18 protein-coding genes are annotated in these 18,492 nt (G+C 67.5%); 8 read left to right on the forward strand and 10 right to left on the reverse strand.

What is annotated here, in order from left to right; genetic code table 11:
• Nucleotides 1-1,296: an acyl-CoA dehydrogenase family protein gene (locus tag ACFVH0_RS00515; RefSeq protein ID WP_385817227.1), complete on the reverse strand. Its 1,296-nt coding sequence runs from the start codon at nucleotides 1,294-1,296 to the stop codon at nucleotides 1-3.
• A gap of 625 nt (nucleotides 1,297-1,921) precedes the next feature.
• On the opposite strand from ACFVH0_RS00515, the gene ACFVH0_RS00520 reads away from it, so the two are divergent.
• Complete coding sequence (locus tag ACFVH0_RS00520) at nucleotides 1,922-2,425, forward strand: NUDIX hydrolase (protein WP_385817228.1); 504 nt, start codon at nucleotides 1,922-1,924, stop codon at nucleotides 2,423-2,425.
• A 326-nt stretch (nucleotides 2,426-2,751) separates the two neighbouring features.
• On the opposite strand, the gene ACFVH0_RS00525 is transcribed toward ACFVH0_RS00520, so the two are convergent.
• From ACFVH0_RS00525 to ACFVH0_RS00540, 4 genes are read right to left on the reverse strand one after another with little or no spacing between them, the layout of a single operon-like run.
• Nucleotides 2,752-4,596 (reverse strand): alpha-keto acid decarboxylase family protein, encoded by a 1,845-nt coding sequence (locus ACFVH0_RS00525; protein WP_385817229.1) that lies wholly within the window; start codon nucleotides 4,594-4,596, stop codon nucleotides 2,752-2,754.
• Nucleotides 4,593-6,704, reverse strand: coding sequence for a flavin monoamine oxidase family protein (locus ACFVH0_RS00530; protein WP_385817230.1), 2,112 nt, complete (start codon nucleotides 6,702-6,704; stop codon nucleotides 4,593-4,595). Before ACFVH0_RS00530 ends, ACFVH0_RS00525 begins: the two co-directional genes overlap by 4 nt.
• A gap of 16 nt (nucleotides 6,705-6,720) precedes the next feature.
• Nucleotides 6,721-7,218 (reverse strand): hypothetical protein, encoded by a 498-nt coding sequence (locus ACFVH0_RS00535; RefSeq protein ID WP_385817231.1) that lies wholly within the window; start codon nucleotides 7,216-7,218, stop codon nucleotides 6,721-6,723.
• On the reverse strand, nucleotides 7,173-7,688 hold the full coding sequence (locus tag ACFVH0_RS00540) for a hypothetical protein (RefSeq protein ID WP_385817232.1): 516 nt from the start codon (nucleotides 7,686-7,688) through the stop codon (nucleotides 7,173-7,175). Before ACFVH0_RS00540 ends, ACFVH0_RS00535 begins: the two co-directional genes overlap by 46 nt.
• Before the next feature lie 364 nt (nucleotides 7,689-8,052).
• Between ACFVH0_RS00540 and ACFVH0_RS00545 the strand changes: the two genes are divergently transcribed.
• Complete coding sequence (locus ACFVH0_RS00545) at nucleotides 8,053-8,637, forward strand: GNAT family N-acetyltransferase (RefSeq protein WP_385817233.1); 585 nt, start codon at nucleotides 8,053-8,055, stop codon at nucleotides 8,635-8,637.
• On the opposite strand, the gene ACFVH0_RS00550 is transcribed toward ACFVH0_RS00545, so the two are convergent.
• On the reverse strand, nucleotides 8,579-9,031 hold the full coding sequence (locus ACFVH0_RS00550) for a hypothetical protein (RefSeq protein WP_385817234.1): 453 nt from the start codon (nucleotides 9,029-9,031) through the stop codon (nucleotides 8,579-8,581). The two genes, ACFVH0_RS00545 and ACFVH0_RS00550, sit on opposite strands and share 59 nt — an antisense overlap.
• Nucleotides 9,032-9,294: 263 nt before the next feature.
• Nucleotides 9,295-9,831, reverse strand: coding sequence for a transposase (locus ACFVH0_RS00555; RefSeq protein ID WP_385817235.1), 537 nt, complete (start codon nucleotides 9,829-9,831; stop codon nucleotides 9,295-9,297).
• A 241-nt stretch (nucleotides 9,832-10,072) separates the two neighbouring features.
• On the opposite strand from ACFVH0_RS00555, the gene ACFVH0_RS00560 reads away from it, so the two are divergent.
• From ACFVH0_RS00560 to ACFVH0_RS00570, 3 genes are read left to right on the forward strand one after another with little or no spacing between them, the layout of a single operon-like run.
• A complete protein-coding gene (locus ACFVH0_RS00560; protein WP_385817236.1) occupies nucleotides 10,073-10,969 on the forward strand; it encodes an aminoglycoside phosphotransferase family protein in 897 nt (298 codons plus the stop codon).
• A 17-nt stretch (nucleotides 10,970-10,986) separates the two neighbouring features.
• Complete coding sequence (locus ACFVH0_RS00565; protein ID WP_385817237.1) at nucleotides 10,987-12,270, forward strand: hypothetical protein; 1,284 nt, start codon at nucleotides 10,987-10,989, stop codon at nucleotides 12,268-12,270.
• A gap of 54 nt (nucleotides 12,271-12,324) precedes the next feature.
• The gene (locus ACFVH0_RS00570) at nucleotides 12,325-12,585 is read left to right on the forward strand and encodes a hypothetical protein (RefSeq protein ID WP_385817238.1); all 261 of its coding nucleotides are present in this window, start codon (nucleotides 12,325-12,327) and stop codon (nucleotides 12,583-12,585) included.
• On the opposite strand, the gene ACFVH0_RS00575 is transcribed toward ACFVH0_RS00570, so the two are convergent.
• Nucleotides 12,558-12,935 (reverse strand): hypothetical protein, encoded by a 378-nt coding sequence (locus ACFVH0_RS00575; RefSeq protein ID WP_385817239.1) that lies wholly within the window; start codon nucleotides 12,933-12,935, stop codon nucleotides 12,558-12,560. The two genes, ACFVH0_RS00570 and ACFVH0_RS00575, sit on opposite strands and share 28 nt — an antisense overlap.
• A 56-nt stretch (nucleotides 12,936-12,991) precedes the next feature.
• On the opposite strand from ACFVH0_RS00575, the gene ACFVH0_RS00580 reads away from it, so the two are divergent.
• Complete coding sequence (locus ACFVH0_RS00580) at nucleotides 12,992-13,201, forward strand: hypothetical protein (RefSeq protein WP_385817240.1); 210 nt, start codon at nucleotides 12,992-12,994, stop codon at nucleotides 13,199-13,201.
• A 295-nt stretch (nucleotides 13,202-13,496) separates the two neighbouring features.
• Here the strand turns inward: ACFVH0_RS00580 and ACFVH0_RS00585 are convergent, their stop codons facing one another.
• Nucleotides 13,497-13,937 carry a VOC family protein gene (locus ACFVH0_RS00585; protein WP_385817241.1) on the reverse strand — a complete coding sequence of 147 codons (441 nt, stop codon included), beginning with the start codon at nucleotides 13,935-13,937 and terminating at the stop codon, nucleotides 13,497-13,499.
• Nucleotides 13,938-15,051: 1,114 nt separating this feature from the next.
• On the opposite strand from ACFVH0_RS00585, the gene uppS reads away from it, so the two are divergent.
• Nucleotides 15,052-15,855 (forward strand): polyprenyl diphosphate synthase, encoded by an 804-nt coding sequence (gene uppS, locus ACFVH0_RS00590; RefSeq protein ID WP_385817242.1) that lies wholly within the window; start codon nucleotides 15,052-15,054, stop codon nucleotides 15,853-15,855.
• Nucleotides 15,855-17,363, forward strand: a complete 1,509-nt coding sequence (locus tag ACFVH0_RS00595) for an oxygenase MpaB family protein (RefSeq protein WP_385817244.1) — start codon at nucleotides 15,855-15,857, stop codon at nucleotides 17,361-17,363. Before uppS ends, ACFVH0_RS00595 begins: the two co-directional genes overlap by 1 nt.
• A gap of 581 nt (nucleotides 17,364-17,944) precedes the next feature.
• Here the strand turns inward: ACFVH0_RS00595 and ACFVH0_RS00600 are convergent.
• Nucleotides 17,945-18,274 (reverse strand): hypothetical protein, encoded by a 330-nt coding sequence (locus ACFVH0_RS00600; RefSeq protein WP_385817245.1) that lies wholly within the window; start codon nucleotides 18,272-18,274, stop codon nucleotides 17,945-17,947.
• Nucleotides 18,275-18,492 lie beyond the last annotated feature (218 nt).

Below are 18,492 nucleotides of genomic sequence, written 5' to 3' on the forward strand. Positions count from 1 at the left end.
TCAGTGACGCGGGCCCGGGCTCGGTGCCACCGGCGCAAAGGCGTTGTAGCCGGTGATGTCACGGCCGACGATCAGTGCCTGTACGGTGTCGGTGCCCTCGTAGGTGTCGATGGCCTCGATGTCGCACAGGTGCCGGGCCACGTGGTAGTCGAGGATGATCCCGTTGCCGCCGAGCATGTCGCGGGCGTCGGAGAGGATGGCCCTTGCCCGCTCGGTGTAGTGCATCTTGGCCAGGGCCACCCGCGGCATCGAGTACTTGCCCTCGTCCATCAACTGGGCGAGCCGGAACTGCATGCACACCATGTTGGTGATGTCCGCCAGCATTCGCGCCAGCCGGTACTGGATGAGCTGGAAGGCAGCCAGCGGCATCCCGAACTGCTTGCGCTCCTTGGCGTACGCCAGGGCGTTCTCGTAGCCCGCGATGGCCGCGCCGACCGACTCCCAGGCCACGCAGTACCGCGAGGCCAGCAGGACCTCCTCGGTGTCACGGAACGTCTTGCCGCCCGCCAGCTTGTTCTCGGTCGGCACCCGGACGTCCTTCAGGGAGATCTGGGCGTTCTGCACGCAGCGCAGAGCCGTTTTGCCCTTGATGGCCCGGGCGTCGAAACCGGGTGTGTCCTTCTCGACCACATAGCCGCCGACGTGCCCGTCCTCACCACGGGCCCAGATGATGACATAGTCGGCGAAGGTGGCATTACCGATCCACCGCTTGTACCCGTTCAGCACGTACGAGTCACCGTCCCGGCGGGCTTCCGTCTGGAGCTTGACCACGTCCGTGCCGTGCGCGGGCTCGGTCAGGCCGAAGGCGCCGATCTTCTCCATCCGCGCCATCGGGGGCAGGAACCGCTGCTTCTGCTCCTCCGAGCCCAGCAGGGCGATGGAGCTCATGGCAAGGGCCGAGTGGACGCCCATGAACGTGGACATGCTCAGGTCGCCGCGGGCCAACTCCATGATCACGATCCCGGCCGTCACATTGCTCATCCCCGGGCAGCCATAGCCGGGGATCTGGAATCCGGCAATGCCCAGCTCCGCCAGCTTGGGCACCAGCTCATGCGGAAACTCGGCGCGCTCCCAGTAGGGGTTGATGACCGGGATGACCTCCCGGTCCATGAACTCCCGGACCTTGCGCCGGAGTTGCTGCTGCTCCTCCGTGAGGAGATCCCCCAGCAGGTAGTAGTCGGAATCCTCGGGGCCGCCCAGTACCGGCGGCTGCACCACCTGTCCGTTCCCGGCCGGGCCCACTGCACCCAGGACGCCCTGGCCCATGTCTTGTGGTGTGCTTTGTGTCGCACTCATGCTGCGTTCCTTCCGGTCTGAGGGGATCGGATTACGTCTGATCGCTTCCATGCAGACAAGGTGAGGAGCCGGCGGCAACAACGGGCATCACACGGCGTAGAACACAACATTAGATGAGAATTGGCACTCATAACCAGTTTTACCCTGCTATGCACGGGCCGACCTTCCGCCGCAGACCCCCTGGTAGCGTCTCGACGGGCTGGGATCTCCCCCCCATCCAGGCAGGCGGCACCCTGCGCGTCCCAACAGCCCGGGATACGCACACCGAGACTTCCGCCGCCGCTCGCTCCACGTCATCCGCTGGAAGGTGCCGCCTCGGGCACCGGTCATGTCCCCTGGTGTGGTGTAGCGGCGGACAGCTGTTCTCCGCCCTGGGTGGTCAGCAACCTGTCACGGTGCCGTCGCGTCAAGTGGTGACGGCATGGACCGTCGCGTGCGCCGGGCCAGGGAGCGGTTCGCGAAGAGGGGCTGAATGCCTCCGGCCAACGGCCGGGATCCATGCTGCGCCCCGCGACCACCGCCTCTTCATAAGTCCACACAACTCACGATGATCCACGGTGGCCGCACCCTTCTCCGCACCGGCACCGCGCTGCCGGCGAACTGGCCGTCGCGTACGGTCTGCGGCATGACAGCAGAGCATTCGAAGGCCCCCGAACCCCGGGTGCAGCTGGTCATCGGCCTCATCCGCCGAGGCAACGAGATCCTGCTCGTGCGAGAGAGTCCCGGCACTGACGGCGGGATGCTCTGGTCCCTCCCCGGTGGCGTGGCCGAGGACGGCGAGCTCATGCACGAAGCTCTCCGCCGTGAGCTGCGGGAGGAGACCGGGCTACTGGTGGGCGACCCGGTGCGGACCGCGCTCCTCATGCGCATCGACTCCGGGCGGCGCCCTTCGGCACTGGCCACCGCCTTCGAGATCGACGAATGGGCGGGAGACCTCATGCCGCAGGACGACGACATCGAACAAACCGCCTTCTTCCCCCTGCCCGACGCCCTGAAGCTGCTCGGCGAACTGGGCAGCGCAACACAGCGGGAACCCATCGTCGGCTGTCCGACCGGTGCCATCGCGCCGGGGACCACCTCGCTGTATCGCAACCGGGGTAAAGAGGAGACGCTCGTCGCCCGCTGGTGATTCCGGACAGTGCCCACCACATGAAGATCACGATCTGCAGCTGGATTACCGATACTCCAGGGCAGGGTCAGGTCTGCGACGGCAACGTCGCGATCGTGGCCCGCAGCGAGAGCGCGGAGGCCGGGCAGGTCGTCTTGGCGGACGGCGTCGAGCCACTCGGGGAGGTTCGCCCTGGCGAACTCGGGCCGTGCCACGAGTGGTTCGTCGTGAAGCCGGCGGGCGGTGCCGGTCCTGCGCGAGGATCTGCGGACCTTCGGTTCGCTGAGCACGGACGCAGCGCTCACCGGCCCCGATCCTTGGACCGCGGCCGGTGAGCCGTACGGCGGCTATGTGCACTTTTCATCGATCTTGTACTGGAGTGCCCGCGGGTAGTCGTGCCGGTTGAGCCGGACCCGTACCAGGATCGGGGCGTGGTTGATGTCACTGCCCGGATCGGCGATGTCGAGCAGCAGTGACTCCAGCTCGGTGTGGGTGGTGAGCTCCCGCCCGTGCATCCGGTCCTTCTCCGAGCCGAAGACCTCCGCCAGCTTCTCGTACTGCCACGGGTGCAGCACGTTGTAGAAGTCGGCCCCGTCGGACGGCTTCTCCTTGTAGTAGCAGGGGCTGACCAGCATCTGCTCGATACCGTAGAAGCCCTCGTTGTCCAGGACGAAGACCACCGGCCGCAGGTGGTGGCGCACGTGTGTGGACAGCTCCTGGCAGGTCTCCTGGAACGATCCGTCCCCGACGAACACCAGCGGCCGCTTGAGCGGCTGCTGGCGGGCGAGCGCCACCCCGGTGGCCGCGCCGACCGAGTAGCCGATGGACAGCCAGCTGTTCTGCGCCACGAAGCTCGCCCGCTCCGCCATCTGTAGATTCATCGAGCCCAGCAGTGCGAATGCCGCGTCCGAGACCACCGTGAACGGCGAGGTGGCTTCCGGGCCGTCACCCTGCGCTTGGCTCAGCAGGAAGGCGTTCATGTGCTGGAAGAACCCGTCGTACGTGAGCTCCTCGGGGTAGTCCGTGCCGCTCAGGCCGGTCAGGAAGGCGCTCGTGTTCGCCGGGACCTGCCGGTCCTTGGCGTGTGCCAGCGCGAAGAGGTCGGTTTCGAACGCCCGCTTGCCGAAAGCGACGACCAGCGCGTCCCGCAGCGCCGGGACGAACCGCGCCAGCTGGACGTCCGGGAAGTGCTGCGCGCCGACGCTTACGCCCTCGTGGGCGGCCACGATCCAGTCGTCGCCGATCGACTTCTCGCCGCCGAGGTTCTTCGACGTCGACCAGGTGCCCAGGCCGATCCGGCAACCGGCGGCCTTGAAGGCCTTGCGTACCTCCGGCAGGCTCGCCTTGCCGTTGTAGACGCCTGTGAAGCCCGGGGTGTTCTCGGAGACCACGGACTTCGCGCCGACGGTGGTGCAGAACGGGATGCCGGTCAGCTGCACCAGTGAGACCAGCTCCCGCTCCAGCCGGTTGCGCTCGATCTCCTCGCCCGCCCACAGCACCGGCGTGCCGAGCCTTTCGACCAGCTTCACCGAGGCCTCCACCGCCTTGGCGAGCATTTCTTCGTTCTTCTTGGTGAACGGCCTTTCCTGACCACGGAGTTCGCCCTGAGGCTCGGCACACGGGGCACTCCAGAGGTCGTCCATCACCTCCAGGTAGACCGGCCTGCGCTCGGTCAGGCCGGCGATGATCGCGCTGTCGATCTGCGAGGGCGCGAGCCCGGGGTTGGAGATCACCTGCGCGTCCACCGTGACCTGCCGGTAGACCTCCAGATTGCTCTCCCGGCGCTGGCTCATGTGCGAGGTGAGCAGACCGACCGCCTGGTAGTTGAGCCACTGCTCGTACGACGGCGCCGCGTTGATCGCGATCACCGGCACGTACTCGACGTAGGCGCCGCCGATCGGGTTGAGCAGGCTGAACGCGCCCACGCCGTAGGTGACCGCGACTGCGGCGATGCCCTGCTCGCCCTTGGCGAGGTCGGCGTCAGCGGCCCGCACCCGGGCGTAGGCGTCGGCGGCGTAGCCGCCACCGATCTCGGTCGGGGTGCCGACCCAGCGCACCCCGGTGGTGGCGTGCATGATCGTCAGGAACGGGCCGAGGTGGTCACCCGGCACCCCGAACAGATGCCGGATGCCCAACTGCTCAAGTCTCGTGGCCAGGTAACGGCCCACCGTCCATTCGCTGTTGCCGCTCATCCGCTCAGCACCTCCGCCCTGCGTGCGCGTCCGGCCCACACCTCTGGACAGATCTCCGGTTTGGCGCGGGATGGTGGTGTGGGCGCCTCGTGCACGGCGATCGCCGCGCGGACGGCGGTCTCCACCGCGCCCTCGATCCAGGCGTGCTTGAGCGAGACGTGCTCGCCGGCGAAGTGCACCGGGCCCTCCGGCTTGACCACGTCGAGGTGGAAGCTGGTCATCTGGTGCGGGGTGTACACCGCCGCTTCGCCGAAGGCGTACGGGTCGCGCAGCCAGCTCTGGGTCTGACCGTAGCCGGTGTAGAACACCTCGATCCGTCGGCCGTGCACCGACTGGAGGTTGCGCAGCGCGTACACGTATCGCTCGGCGTCGGCCATCGAGTCCCAGCGCACCGCGTCATCCGACCAGCTGTAGCTGGCCAGTACCACGCCGCCGCCGTCGCTGTCGGGCACCGGATGCGAGGGGTAGTACATGAAGCGGTTCGGGTTGTCGGTGGTCGATCCGCCGCCGAAACAGTTGGTGGCGGGGCGCACGCTCGCCCGGCGCAGCGGGGTGTGCCGGAAGACTTCCAGCTGCTCCTGGCTGATCCGGCTGGAGTCCACGCTCCGGTGGGCGCCGAGCAGCACCCTCGGTAGATTGGGCGGTGGCCGGTGCCCGTTGTGCGCGGCCAGCACGGCCGCCTCGGCGTCCTCCTCGCCGGCCCGCTGGTAGTACTCGTACAGGCCGGGCTCGATGGAGTCGAGCTCGTCCTTCCAGTCCGCCTCGGTGAACTCCCACCACCGGCGGGAAAACTCCAGCAGCACCTTGGTGGCCTGGTCGTAGTGTGTCTCGATGATCGCCCGGCGCTTCTTGTACGAGTACGGGGGTGAGACCTGGACGAACCGCAGCGCGGAGAACGGGACGGTGACGATCGCGAAGTCGCCCTTCCAGACCGTGGGTTCGGCCTCTGGGTCGCCCTCGGGCACGGTGTGGACGGCGACCTGGGGGCCGTTCGGCCCGACGTCTTGGCCGGCCCCGCCCTCGCGGCGTGGATCCCAGTACTCCATCCGGATCATCCGCTCGCCCATTTCGAGTTCGTCCTGGAGCTCATCGGCGAGGGCGTAGGGCAGCTGCCAGCTACCGCCCTCGATCTCCCAGTAGGTGGCGTCCGGGTTGATGTCGCTGCGGCCCAGGAAGGTGTGGAAGAAAGACAGGTGCAGCCGCGAGGTCATGTTCTCGATCGTGCCGATCGCCTCGATGGCCTCGTCGCTGAAACCCGCGTACTCGCGCAGGAAGCGGCCCATCGAGTAGCCGTCGAAGTCGCGGATCACCCGGGCCCAGCCGTCCAGCCACTCGGCGAACGGCTTGCGCACCCGCTTTCCGTTCTCGATGTACGAGTAGTAGTCGCGGACCGGCTCCAGCGCCTGATTGACCATCTCGCCGGCTGTGATCCGCACCTCGTCGCCGGTGAGGTGGAAGCCCTCGTTGACGCTGCTCGGGTCGGCGGCGTACTCGCTGCGGCGGGCCTGGATCCGGTTGGTGCGGATCCAGCTGTTGAAGCGCTTGACCGGCTCGCGGAAGTCCGGGCTGTCCTCGCCGTACTTCCAGACCTTGCCGTCCTCGAAGGACTCGTAGACCACCGGTGGGACGGGCGTGTTCTGGTTGCCGGTGTCGGGATCGACGTCGACGTTGCAGAACAGCTGCCGTTTCAGGCCGAGTCTGTCGACCAGGGCCAGGGTCAGCGGGTGGAAGCTGGGCAGCCGCATCGCTCCGGCCTCCCCGTACTGCACCGGGTCGTAGAACGGGCCGTCCTGCTCGTCATCGGTGGAGCGGAAGGTCTTGATCCGCCCGCCGACCCGGTTGGCGTTGGCCTCCAGGATGGTGACGTTGTGCCCGGCGTCCTTGAGTAGCTTCCCGGCAACGAGACCGGCGATCCCGGCGCCGACGATCAGCACGTCCTTGGGCTCGTCGGTCTCCGGGATGCCCTCCTTGATCAGAGTGTCGAGGTAGCGCAGCTTCAGGTCCTTGTCGTCCGGACCGACCAGCAGCAACTCGCGGGCCAGCTGCCGGCAGGTCTGCCGGCGGGCGCGGTCGTTGGCCGTGCCCTCGTCGGTGGGTCTCTCGTTCATGGTTTCTCCTCGCCGCTCAGGAGCCGATTGGCTCGTTGGGAAGGTCCTCGCCCCCGGCGAGCAGCCGCTGCGTGCTGATCGAGGGGGGAAGGCGTAGAGCGCGCCCGCGGTGCGCACGAAGCGCTTCATGTCGACCGTGCCGTAGGTGCCGCTCCGCGAGCTCGATCGAGGCCTTGCCGGCGAGGCCGGTGGCCTTGTCGAGGCCGTTGGTGACCACCTGTTCGCTCTTGTGGCCGAAGACGAAATCGCCGGGTTCGATCAGCTCGGTCCCGGCATGGTTGTCGCGGAAGCCCTCGCGGCCGGCGTCCTCGCGGTGGAAGTCCTTGACGCCGGGCTGGGAGATGCCGTCCTTGTAGCCGAAGTGCTCGTGACCTTTCAGATCGCCCTTAAGGCTGCGGCCTTCGTCCACATGGACGCGCGTGATCCGGCCGGTCTGTTCGACCATGTCGCGGTTCTTCAGCTTCTCCTTCAGCAGCGCCTCGGTGTCCGCAGCGACGATGAGGGCCGAGTGCACGGCCTTGTCGCCGGTGCCGGCCCCGAACAACCAGGTCTTGGGGTCGCTCTCGCCCGTGTCCCCGAGGTCCTTGGCCCGTGCGGCCGCGCCGCGCAGATCGACGTGAAGGTGCTGAGGTCCTTCTTGATCCGATCGAGTTTGTTGGCGATCGTCACGAGACCCTCGAAGGTGAGGGAGACCCCGCAGCGGACGGTGGTGATCGACGGGTCGCAACCGAAGCCCCGGCTGGCCTGCGAGAACTGCTCGTTGAAGTCTTCCGTCTCGTTGGTTGCGGCAACGGTGTCGAGGAACGCGGAGAGCCAGCCGCGGCCCTGGGCGGCGTCCGGGAAGCGCAGGTAGTGGAAGTCCATGAAGTCCTTGTTGAACGCGGCCAGGTTGTTGCCCTGGATGTCGATGGACCCGCGCAGTTCCGGCCGGGGCAGCTGCTCGATGGACGGGACGGCGGTGGGCCGGGTGGGGGTCGTGGTCACGGTGGGGCTCCCCGCATGGAATGGAGGACGGCGGCAGATTCGTAGGGGGACGACACGATCACCATTGATCACACAACGTAACCTACCGGCACTGTAAGTAACTATGCCGTCGCCCTGAGCTCTGTCAAGCGGAGGCCATTCCCCAGGCGGTCACGGGCGTCGCCGGGCGGAGTGCCCCGCGCAGGCGCGGACGGGGACCGGTACCCGGCTGAGGCCGCGACCTGCGGGGGCGTCGCGAGCCGCCACAGCCGGCCGCCTGGGCACCTACTCGCGGGGTTCGAGGCGCGAGTCCTTCCCCGCGAGGACGGCGGTGACTTCGGATATTCGGTGTTCCGCCTGCCCATGAGGACACAAGATGGTGCGCATGACTTTGGCCACCCCCACACTGCACACCGCTCGCCTGCGACTGCGCCCCTTCACCGACGCCGACGCGGGCTCCCTCTTCGCGCTGCACAGCAGCACCCACGTGATGCGCTATTGGGACTCCCCGCCGTGGCACGAACAGGCCCGCGCCGAGCGCTTCATCGCGATGTGCCGGAAGATGGCGGACGAAGGCACCGGGGCGCGGGTGGCCATCGACCGTGCTTCTGACGGAGCCTTCGTCGGCTGGTGCGGTCTGACCGGATGGAACCCGGAGTACCGCAGCGCGTCGTTGGGCTACTGCCTCGACGATGCGATGTGGGGCCACGGCTTCGCGACGGAGACCGCGCACGCCGTGCTGCAGTGGGCATTCGACGCACTGGACCTGAATCGGGTTCAGGCTGAGACCGATACGCGCAACGTGGCGTCCGCCCGGGTCCTGGAGAAGATCGGATTCGTGCGTGAAGGGACGTTGCGGGAAGACTGCGTCGTGAACGGCGACGTATCCGACTCGTGGGTGTTCGGGCTGATCAGGCGAGAGTGGCGGCCGTCGGCTGTGCCGATTCCGGCCTCCGAAGTGCGGCGCTAGTCCTTTTCCGGTACCGGCGGTGTCCGGGTTGGTCGAGGAGTGCCTGACGGACGAGTCGTCCCAGGCGGAAGCGGGTGACGTCGACAGAGGGCTCGCCGACGGGCAGCCCGGGTGGTTCGTGCAGGTCACGAACCCGGAAGATCCGCCCGGGATGCTCGTCGAAGGCGGTCACGACGCGCTGACCGACGGTGGTGGGCCCTGCGGGGGCTTGTGTGGGTTCGGGCGGGGCGAGGCCGTCGATGACCTTGTCGGAGGTGGCGATCTCGGCGAGGCGGGCCTCCACCTCGGCCAGGACACTGGCGAGTTGGCCGATCTGTTCGCGCAGGCTGTCGGCGCGTGCGGCGGTCTCGTCGTGTTCGGCCTGCAACAGCCGCAGAAGTTCGGTGACGTTCACGCAGCCAGCTCGACGTCGTCGCGCCGGGCGAGGCTGGGGGTGCCGAGGCGACGGAGTATGCCCGCGGTCTAGGCCCAGTAGACACGGGCGGCTGCCTTGTCGGGCCGGCAGTCGTAGTCGCGGGCGAGGCGCCGGTGGTGCATGAGGATGCCGTTGACCTGCTCGACCACCCACCGCTTCGGTTGCAGAACGAAGCCCGGCCCTGGTCGTCGGTGTTGTGCCGGACCACTCGACGGTGATGTCCTTCACCCGCCCATGGATGATCACAGCGTCCTGAAGCCCTGGTCGACCAGGACCTTCTCCAGGTGCGTCCCGCACCGTTCGGCCGCTTGGTCCAGCAGGGCGATGCCGGCCTCGTTGTCGTGGCACCGGCGGCCAGGACCTCCACACCGATGATCAGGCCCAGCACGTCGACGGCGAGCCCCCGCTTCCTGCCGGGCGTCTTCTTGTTCGCATCCAGTCCTGCCGTCCCCTTCGGCACTCCCCGCCACGACGCGGACGGACCGGGTGTCGCTGATCACGAGGGACAGGTCCTCCGATCGCCAGGCCCGCTCCCGCACCTGCCAGCGCAGGATCTCCTGGATCCGCCGGCCAACACTGTCTTGACGCCACAGGGTGAAGCAGTAGAACACCGCCGACCACGCCGGGAACCCGTGCGGCAGGAGCCTCCACTGGCGGCCCGTCCGGTTCTTGTACAGCAGCGCGTTCACGATCTCGCGCAGATCGCAGGAGCCCGGGTCTCCGGTCGCCGAGCACGACACCCGCTCCTGCATCCAGGCTGTGATCAGCGGTTCGATCAAGACCCACCGTCCGTCGGACAGGGTCCGATGAGTACGGCATCCGTTCCATGCCCCGACCCCATCGTGCACACGATATGCGAGCCAGCCCGAACGACTCCGCACCCACGAACAGGTGACACCAGATCACCCAGAAATGGACATAACACCCTCTGGGGTCGAACTGATGATGCCAGACGAATCACAGCGAGATGATCCTAAAGCGAGAGCCGCGGCGCCTGCCGCCTCGGTACTGTGAGTTCGCATGACCGATACCGAGATCGAGATCACCGCAGACCTGGTGCGCCACCTGCTGCAGGAGCAACATCCAGACCTTGCGGGGCTGGCCATCCGTGAGGTGGCGGGCGGCTGGGGCAACCAGATGTGGCGCCTCGGGGACGAGTTGGCCGTGCGCATGCAGCGCATGGACCCCACCCCGGAGCTCCAGCTCAACGAGCGGCGGTGGCTACCTGTGCTGGCCCCGCGCCTGCCGCTCCCGGTGCCGACCCCGGTGCGGCTCGGCGAACCGTCCGAGCGCTTCCCCAAGCACTGGACCGTGATGACGTGGGTTCCCGGCGAGCCGCTGGACCACGGCTCGATCAGCCGCGGCGCCCACGCGGCCGACACGCTGGCGGCCTTCCTCCGGGCGCTCCATGTGGAGGCGCCCGCCGAGGCGCCAATTTCTACGGACCGCGGTGCCCATCCCAGAAACTGCACGGACGCCTTCGAGAACTTCCTCCAGGCCGTTGCCCCCGACGACATCGCTGCCGACGTCCGGGCCGTCTGGGACGACGCCGTCGCGGCCCCCGCATGGGAGGGCCCGCCGGTGTGGGTGCACGGCGACCTTCATCCCGCAAACGTCGTCGTCTCGGACGGAACGCTCTCGGGCATCGTCGACTTCGGTTGCGTGTTCGCCGGCGATCCGGCGTGGGACCTCGCCGCCGCATGGGTGCTGCTACCTGCGGGCACGGCCTCACGGTTCTTCGACATGTACGAGCATGCAGACGAGGCGGCGATCCGGCGCGCCCGCGGGCTGGCCGCTATGAAGTGCCTCTTCCTGATGCTCATGGGGCAGAACGGAGACCGGGGCCTTCCCGGCGGCAAGCCGAAATGGGGACCTGCAGGCCGAGCAGCACTTGATCGTGTTCTGAAGGGCGTTTAGTGCACACTTCCTTGAACTTGTTCTCGATCCCGTTTGAGGGCCGTGCGGCAGCCACCTTCGTGGGTTCATCGATCACCCACGCGTGGTGGGGGGATGCCAAGGTCCACAGCCGTATGCTGCCCGTGGCTCCGATCAAGCTGACGAGGCTTCTCATCGGCGCCGGCCAGGCTGACCTGGAGACCTTCGACCTCGCCGAGCCAGCCTTCCGTCTCGGTTTCGGCGATTCGGGCGATCAAGTTGTCACGGATCTCGGCAAGCCGTGCCCGTTCGGCAGGGTCAGGTCTGAGGAGCGAGCATCTGACGCACCGTTGGCTGAATCAAGCGCGGAGATCCCGCAGTTCAGAGAGCAGACGGCGTCGACGGTCCGCTCATACGGGATGGACTTGCTGCGGTGGTGGCGGTTCCTGGAGGCAGTGCGAATTCCCTGGGAACGTGCGACCCGGGTGGAGGCCAGGGACTTCGGTCGCTGGATTCAGCTGACCGTCAAACCTAGGAGGGTCCAGGCCTCGGGCAAGCGATCGGCGCGGGTCGCCGGTGCTCCGAACCCGGTGACGGGGAAGCCGTCGACCGGGCCTGGGTACGCTGCGACCACCATTGCTCACAGCGAGACGGACTTGCGCCGGTTCTACGACGTCCATCGCGATGCCGGTGCAGGAACGCTGCTCAACCCGTTCCCGCTGGATCTGTCACGCCGTTCCGGTCGAGCTCATGCTCACCACAACCCGATGGACAGCTGGAAGCCCGAGCGGGTGGTCCGCTACCGACCGAGCCTTCCACAGCGGATCCCGCGTTCGATTCCGGACAAGTGGTTCAACGAACTCTTCGCGACACCGCCCTCAAACCGCGATCGGGCCCTGGTCGCGTTCTGGATCTCCACTGGAGTGCGGGCTTCGGAGCTGATCGGCATTCGCCAATGTGACGTCGATCCAGGCCGGCAGTTGATCAGCGTGGTGCGCAAGGGCTCGCGGGCGATGCAGCAGATGCCGACGTCGGCAGACGCCTTCGTGTGGCTGAGGCTCTGTCAGCAGGAGGTATACCGGAAGGTGCCGACCGGTCGGAGACAGCCGCTGTGGCGGTGGCTGCGCGAGTACGGCCACTCGTTGTCCTGTGACACACGCCTGCGGCCGCAAGGATGCCAGACCGCCGTGACGCGGATCGCGACCCTGCTGGCCTGCTGGGGCGGACTGATCAGCGATATCACGGTGGGCGACTGCGTCGAACTCGTCGACGTTCAGCGTCAGGTGCACGTCCGCGGCGGGCAGAAGAAGGGCGGCTTCCACAGCATGAGCAGGGAAGCTTGACGAGCCTGTTCCAGATGCGAAGATGTCGCAGAGCAGATAGGCGCGAGGTGGGTTATGGAAGATGACTCCGCTCCCGACCCGTCGAGGAAGGTCACGGATCAAGATCTTGCGCGCCTGGTGAAACGCGGCATGGATGAACTGGCCGAAGACCCGGCCGCGACAGAGATCTATGCGCGCATTCAGCACAGGCAGGATTTGAGAGAGGACCGCGCCCACCGGGAGCGCTCCGAAAGATCTGCGGCCATCGGGTTTCTGGTTGGACTGGCGATTCTGGCGATTCTCATCGCTTACTCCATCGCAACCTTCGAGCCGTAATGCAGGGGAAAAGCAGGTGTGAGGTGAGTGTGGCGTTCCCGGGACCGCTGGCCTACGACTCCGACGGTGCCCCGCAGGAAATGGCCTAGTTCTGAGAAGCAAGCGTGTTCGTGGATGCACGCGGTGCCGTAGGCGCAGGTGCCGACCGAGAGTTTGCGGCGTTCGAAGTGGCCGAGGAAGTCTTCCCGTTTCGCGTAGGCGTCGGCGGCGAGGAGCGGAATCGTGCCGTCGTGGGGGTCGCGGACGCGACGGATGATCGTGGACAGGACGTCGGCCGGTTCGGGGCTGACGAGCAGGACTCGTTCTGGGTAGGTCGTCGACCTGATGGCCGCCCTGAACGCCTCCGTCAAAGCGGCCAGGTAACTCGCGCGGCGAGCACGGCCAGGACCAGGAACAGGACGCCCCCGTGTACACGATGCAGCCACGCAAGAAGACCACGGCCGAGAAGGCCGCCCCGGCCAGGAAAACCCACCGCGAAGAAGACCACGGCCGCGAGGAGGCGCAGTGTGTCCTGAGTGGGCGCCTGAGCGGGATGGTCATGGTGAGTCTGCCGCGGATCGGTCCGATGCTCGCGACGCCGGGCAGACTGGCGGCCGCGGCCGTGGAGAACGGGTAGGCGTTCGAGGTGAAGCAGGACGGTTCGCCACATACTGAGATGTGTCTCACCTACTGGTGCCGTCGTTTCAGGAGCCTGTGCGCGAGGGGGGCCACGGGAGTTCGGGCGCGTTCTTCGCCGTACATATGTCGATGTGCGACCCGTTCCAGGTGAAGGCGATCGGTACGTTGCGCAGGGTTCCGTCCTTGGCGGACGTACGCCAGGCGGGTCACGTCACGGGTGAGCAGCCCCTGGCTGATCGGGCGGTTCAGAACGTCGGTGATCTCGTTCGGCTGCATGGTTCGGTTTCTGCTTTTCAGCGCAGTTGCTCGGCCAGTCCGACGATGATGCCCTCCGGGCCGCGGATGTAGCAGAGCAGATAGCTGTCCTCGAACCGGGCGATCTCGCCGACGAGTTCGGTGCCGTGAGGGCGCAGGCGGGCGACGGTGTCCTCGATGTCGTCGACGGCGAACATGATGCGGTGCGTGCCCAGAATGTTGTGCGGCGGGTTGCGTGGCCCGGCGCTGGTCGCCGCGGGGCTCTGATACTTCGCCAGCTCGATCCGGCTGTGACCGTCCGGGGTGCGGACCATCGCGATGTCGCAGCGGACGCCGTCGAGTCCGGTGCACCGGTCGGCGACGAGGCCCTCCACCTCCGCCCTGCCCTCCAGCTCCATACCGAGTTCCACGAAGAACGCGATGGCGGCATCCAGGTCCTCGACGACGATGCCGACGTTGTCCATCCGTTGAATCGCCATGCTGGTTTCTCCTTCTTCCTCGTGCGGCCGGTGGTGGCCGCTGATGTCCCTGGGACGGAGCCGACGGCACGTTCTCGACATCCTCAGACCGCCGGACTCCGGAAAGTCTGGATCGCGCCTCAGCACCGCTCCAGCGGTCCCGCGAGCCAGGCGCCACCACCGAGAGTGAGTGCGGTGCAGATGGCCGCTTGCATGAAGACGATGAGCCGGAGCGTGCGTCCCCGCTTTCCAATGCTTCCTCGATGATTCGCAACGTGCCCGCTTGAGCATTGCGCCTCCCCAATCAATTCACGCTACCGGGTCACCCTTGACAGGTGGCGTTCCCCATGCCGATCGCCCTCACCGCGCCCGTCCGTGCCCCGGCACGCGGCGCCGGCGCGAGCTGGGGGCCGCACTGCCCCCGGCGGGGCCGAGCATCCATGGACGGGAATTCCGTGCATCCAGCACGGCGCGGATTTGTGTCGGCCGGGTATCAGGCCCCGCACCGGCAGAAGCCGGCGGCGGTGCCGCAGAACTCGACCGAGACGGAAACCGGCCCGGAGAACGTCGAGGGCCCCTACCGCGAGCGATAGGGGCCCTCGACATATTGCCCGGCTTCCCTTGCTTTGCCCACGGAGCGTGGGCAGGTCGATCAGGTGAATGCCGGTCGATTCTTCGGCGCCAGCGTGAGGCCTTGTAGCCGGAACCGGCTCGGCCGAAACAGCGGAGTCGGGTGTTGGCGGTGCCAAACCGTCAGATACTACCCGATTCCGGTCAAGACGCCATCACGAGGTCTTCAAAGCGGACTGACGTACTACAGGTGAATATGTGGAGATTGCAATGTGTCCGGGGCCGGGCACCGACACTCTGCTGAGTGTCGATCCGAGTGGCGCTGCGGCCGAGGATCCCCCGGGGACCGTCTGGCGGAGGCAAGCCGGTCCGCCGTCTGCGGGAGCGAGACCCGTCCGCAGCCTCGACAGGATCGCGGCGGCTGCGCAACGCGCTCAGCAGAGTCCGGACACAACGGGGCGCTGTCCGGACCCGCTGCGGCAGAACCTTGCGGCAAGGGGGCGCTGCGACCAGTAGGTGGGTGCGAAGCGGAGGGGGACTGTGTTGCGGCAGCCGGGGAGCACGGATGACGATTGAACGAGTGGGAGGCACATCTGCCTCGCCGTCGGCCCATACACCTCCACGTCGCCCAACCGGTGAGGACCGGCACAGGGGTGTGCCGCGCCATGTCGCGTGCGTGATGGACGGGAACGGCCGGTGGGCGGCACGGCGGTCCTTACCGCGTACATCGGGTCACCGGGCAGCGGAAACAACGGTGATCGACGTCATCGAGGCGGCGCGGACGTCGGGAGTGGAGTGGCTGAGCCTGTACGCGTTCTCCACCGAGAACTGGCGACGCCCGAGCAGCGAGATCGACTTCCTGATGCGACTGGTGCGCCGCGTAGTACGCAAACACGCCCCGCTGCTGCACGCGCGCGGCATCCGCTGCCGGTTCCTCGGAGTGGCGGACCCGAGGATCCCCGGGCCACTGGCCCGGGACTTCGCCGACCTGATGACGCTGACCGGGACGAACCGGGGCATGACACTGACCGTGGCATTCGACCACGGCGGACGCAGGGACATCGTCGAGGCGGCACGGTCCCTCATCCGCAGCGGGGTACCGGCCGACGACGTCGACGAGCAGCATTTCGCCGCTCACCTGCCCTTTTCCGACACGCCCGATGTGGACCTCGTCATCCGGACGTCCGGCGAACAGCGGATCTCCAACTTCATGCTCTGGCAGGTGGCCTACGCCGAGTGGATCTTCCCGCCGGTGCTCTGGCCCGACTTCCGTGCGCCGCACTTCTTGGAGTGCCTGCACGCCTACCAGCAACGCAATCGCCGCTTCGGCGATGTGACGCCGCACGCGAACGGAGAACCTCACCCCTGATGGACACAGCCAGCAGCCGCCCCAGGCGCACGCGTTCCGGAGACACCGATCACCACGGTGACCCCGCGCGGCCGACCCCCGAAGCACAGTCCGAATCCCCGTTCGGTCCTGACTCGCAGTTCCACCGGTTCTTCAATGATCCGCGCTGGGCACTGGCCATGGTCAGGGCCACGGTATTGGAGGCCGCCCACCCGCAGATCGGCGCGGCCCTGATGGACAACTCGACGTTCGTCGCGCACCCGTGGCGACGGCTGCGCAACACCCTCGTGAGCCTGCAGCGCATGTTCGGCACCGACGATCACGAGCGGCAGAGGGAGGCGGCGCGGCTCAACCGCCTGCACGCGCGGCTGAGCGGCACCGACGCACAGGACCGGCCCTACGACGCGATGGACCCCCAGGTCCGCGCCTGGGTGGTCGCAACTCTCTTCGAGAGCTCCGTCACCATGTGCCGACTGAGCGGGCAGCCGCTCGACCAGACCTCCATGGAACGGCTCTACACCGAATACCAGGCATTTCTCGCGGTCCTGGGAGATGGGGTCGGTCATCTGCCGCCCACGTTGCAGGAGTTCTGGCAGTACTACGACCACATGGTCCAGGAGGAACTGGAGGACACGGAGGCGCTGCGCATCATTCTCTACAAGCTCTTCGACCATCTCCCGGCACCGCCCCTGCTGGACGGCCTGCCCACCGTCTGGGCGGCGGGCCGCGCGCTCGCAGGCCCGGTCATCGGCACGATCACGGTGGCGTCCCTCCCCGAGCCCTTCCGCCGACGGGCGGGTCTGCCCGAAATCCCTGGTGCCCGGACGCTGATGCAGAGCGTCTACGTGGCCGTCGGCCTGGCGCGCTTCCTGCCCGACAACTGGTTCCGGGCCGAGGGCCTCACCGGCCTGCTCCACCTGACCTCGGACAGCGACGTCCCTCAAGCCGCGACGCTCACCGCGCTGCGCGGCCGGATGAAGCAGGCCGGCGCCCTGTTCCGGCTGGTCACACCGTTCCCCGTGCAGGACGGTCCCGCCGAGGGAACCGGGTCGCAGCGGAGCGCTGACGAATTCTTCGCCGCGGTGCTGGACCAGACCGGCGACGGCTACCTGGACTGGCCCGATCTCGCCGCCATGGCACGGGAGTTGTCCTCCCGCCTCGATCTGGACGAGCCGGAGGAGACCAGGCTCTACAACGCGTATGCCGAGTGGTGGAGGGAACTCCAGGCGGCCCTCGACACCGACGGTGACGGCCGCATCAGCAAGGAGGAGTACGCCGCCGCTGTCCCTTCCCTCGCCGGGCCCGCGCTGATCAGGGTCGCCGAAGTGCTCTTCGACGTCACCGACGCGGACGGCAACCAGTTCATCGACGCGGACGAGTACCGGACCCTGTTCCGGACCGGCTTCCGGCGCACGGTGGCCGACACCGACGCGAGGTACTCCCGCAGCGCGTTCGTGAAGGACTTCCTCTCCTTCATGTCGGGCCGCCGGCGCTCGACCGCCTATGACCCACTGCTCGCCGACGCGTAGGCCCCCGGACCGAAGGGGCCGCCGCGAGGACAGGATTACGGGAGGAGCTTCACCACCCCGATCCGGTAGGGCAGTTCTGCGGCGGATCCTGGCTGGTACCGGAATGCGGCACCGCCCGATCGCAGGGAGCCCGGTTACCGGTCCGCCATCGGCGGACCCGGCCCCGGCTGAGAGCCTGTCAGGTGACTGTTGATCACGCCGCGACGCGGTCCTCAACGGTCTTGGTCCGGGCTGTCTTGCGGTGGGTTTCGTGACTTCACCGCGATGGCTGCCCGGCGAGCCGGACGAGCATCAGGCAGATCGAACCAATGGTTGTGGGACACGCTGTACGGGCTGCTGGACGCGATGGGCGAGCGGTGCCGGCCTCGCCGCTGGCGCCGCTTTCCCGGCCCCGCGCCTCCGCTAGGCGGTGGGCGAGGTACTTCGCCCACGTCAGCCGGACCCTGGCCAGGAAGCAGGTCACTCGCCGCTGCCCTTCGGTGAAGCAGAGCCCTGACGGACGATGCGATCGCGGACGATGTCTAGGGTGGTCACGGCCTCCTCTCCGACGGCGGGATCGTTCTCGATCTCGTTGACATACGTCAGCAGGGCCACAGCTGAGGCCGGTTCAGAAGGGACGCGGCGAGCAGAGCGTTCCGCCGGACCAGCAGCTCGGGGTCGTGAAGCGCCCAGCGCAGCAGGCCGTACGAAACACTGCCGAGCTCCCTGCCGGCGTGGTTGATGCCCAGCCTGCGCAGAGCGCGCATGAGAGCCATGTCGTCGCGCGTGTTCGCCGCCATGTGCGACAGGGACTGGTGGGAGTGAGCGGGCAGTTCGCCGCGCAGCCAGTCGGCGAACGACTCCGGATCGTCTCCTTCGACCGCCAGACAGTTGACCTGGAAACGCTGGTCTTCGATCCAGTGGACCACCACCGTTTCGACGACTTCGGTGTCCTCGGGGCTCTCGGCGTCGGCAAGCCCGAGAACCCACGCCAGCTCCTCGATGGGCCCCTCGGGCTGATTCCTCCGCAGGTGCCCAGTCCTGCTCCATGACGAAGGCCTGGATGTCCTCGCGCCCGAACGGTTAGCGGGGAATGAGTTGGGTGAGGGGTGGGGCGCCTGTGGGCTTGGGAAGGGATTGCCACGGGCCC

It is taken from the genome of Streptomyces sp. NPDC127117 (assembly GCF_042677325.1).
Classification (GTDB): domain Bacteria; phylum Actinomycetota; class Actinomycetes; order Streptomycetales; family Streptomycetaceae; genus Streptomyces.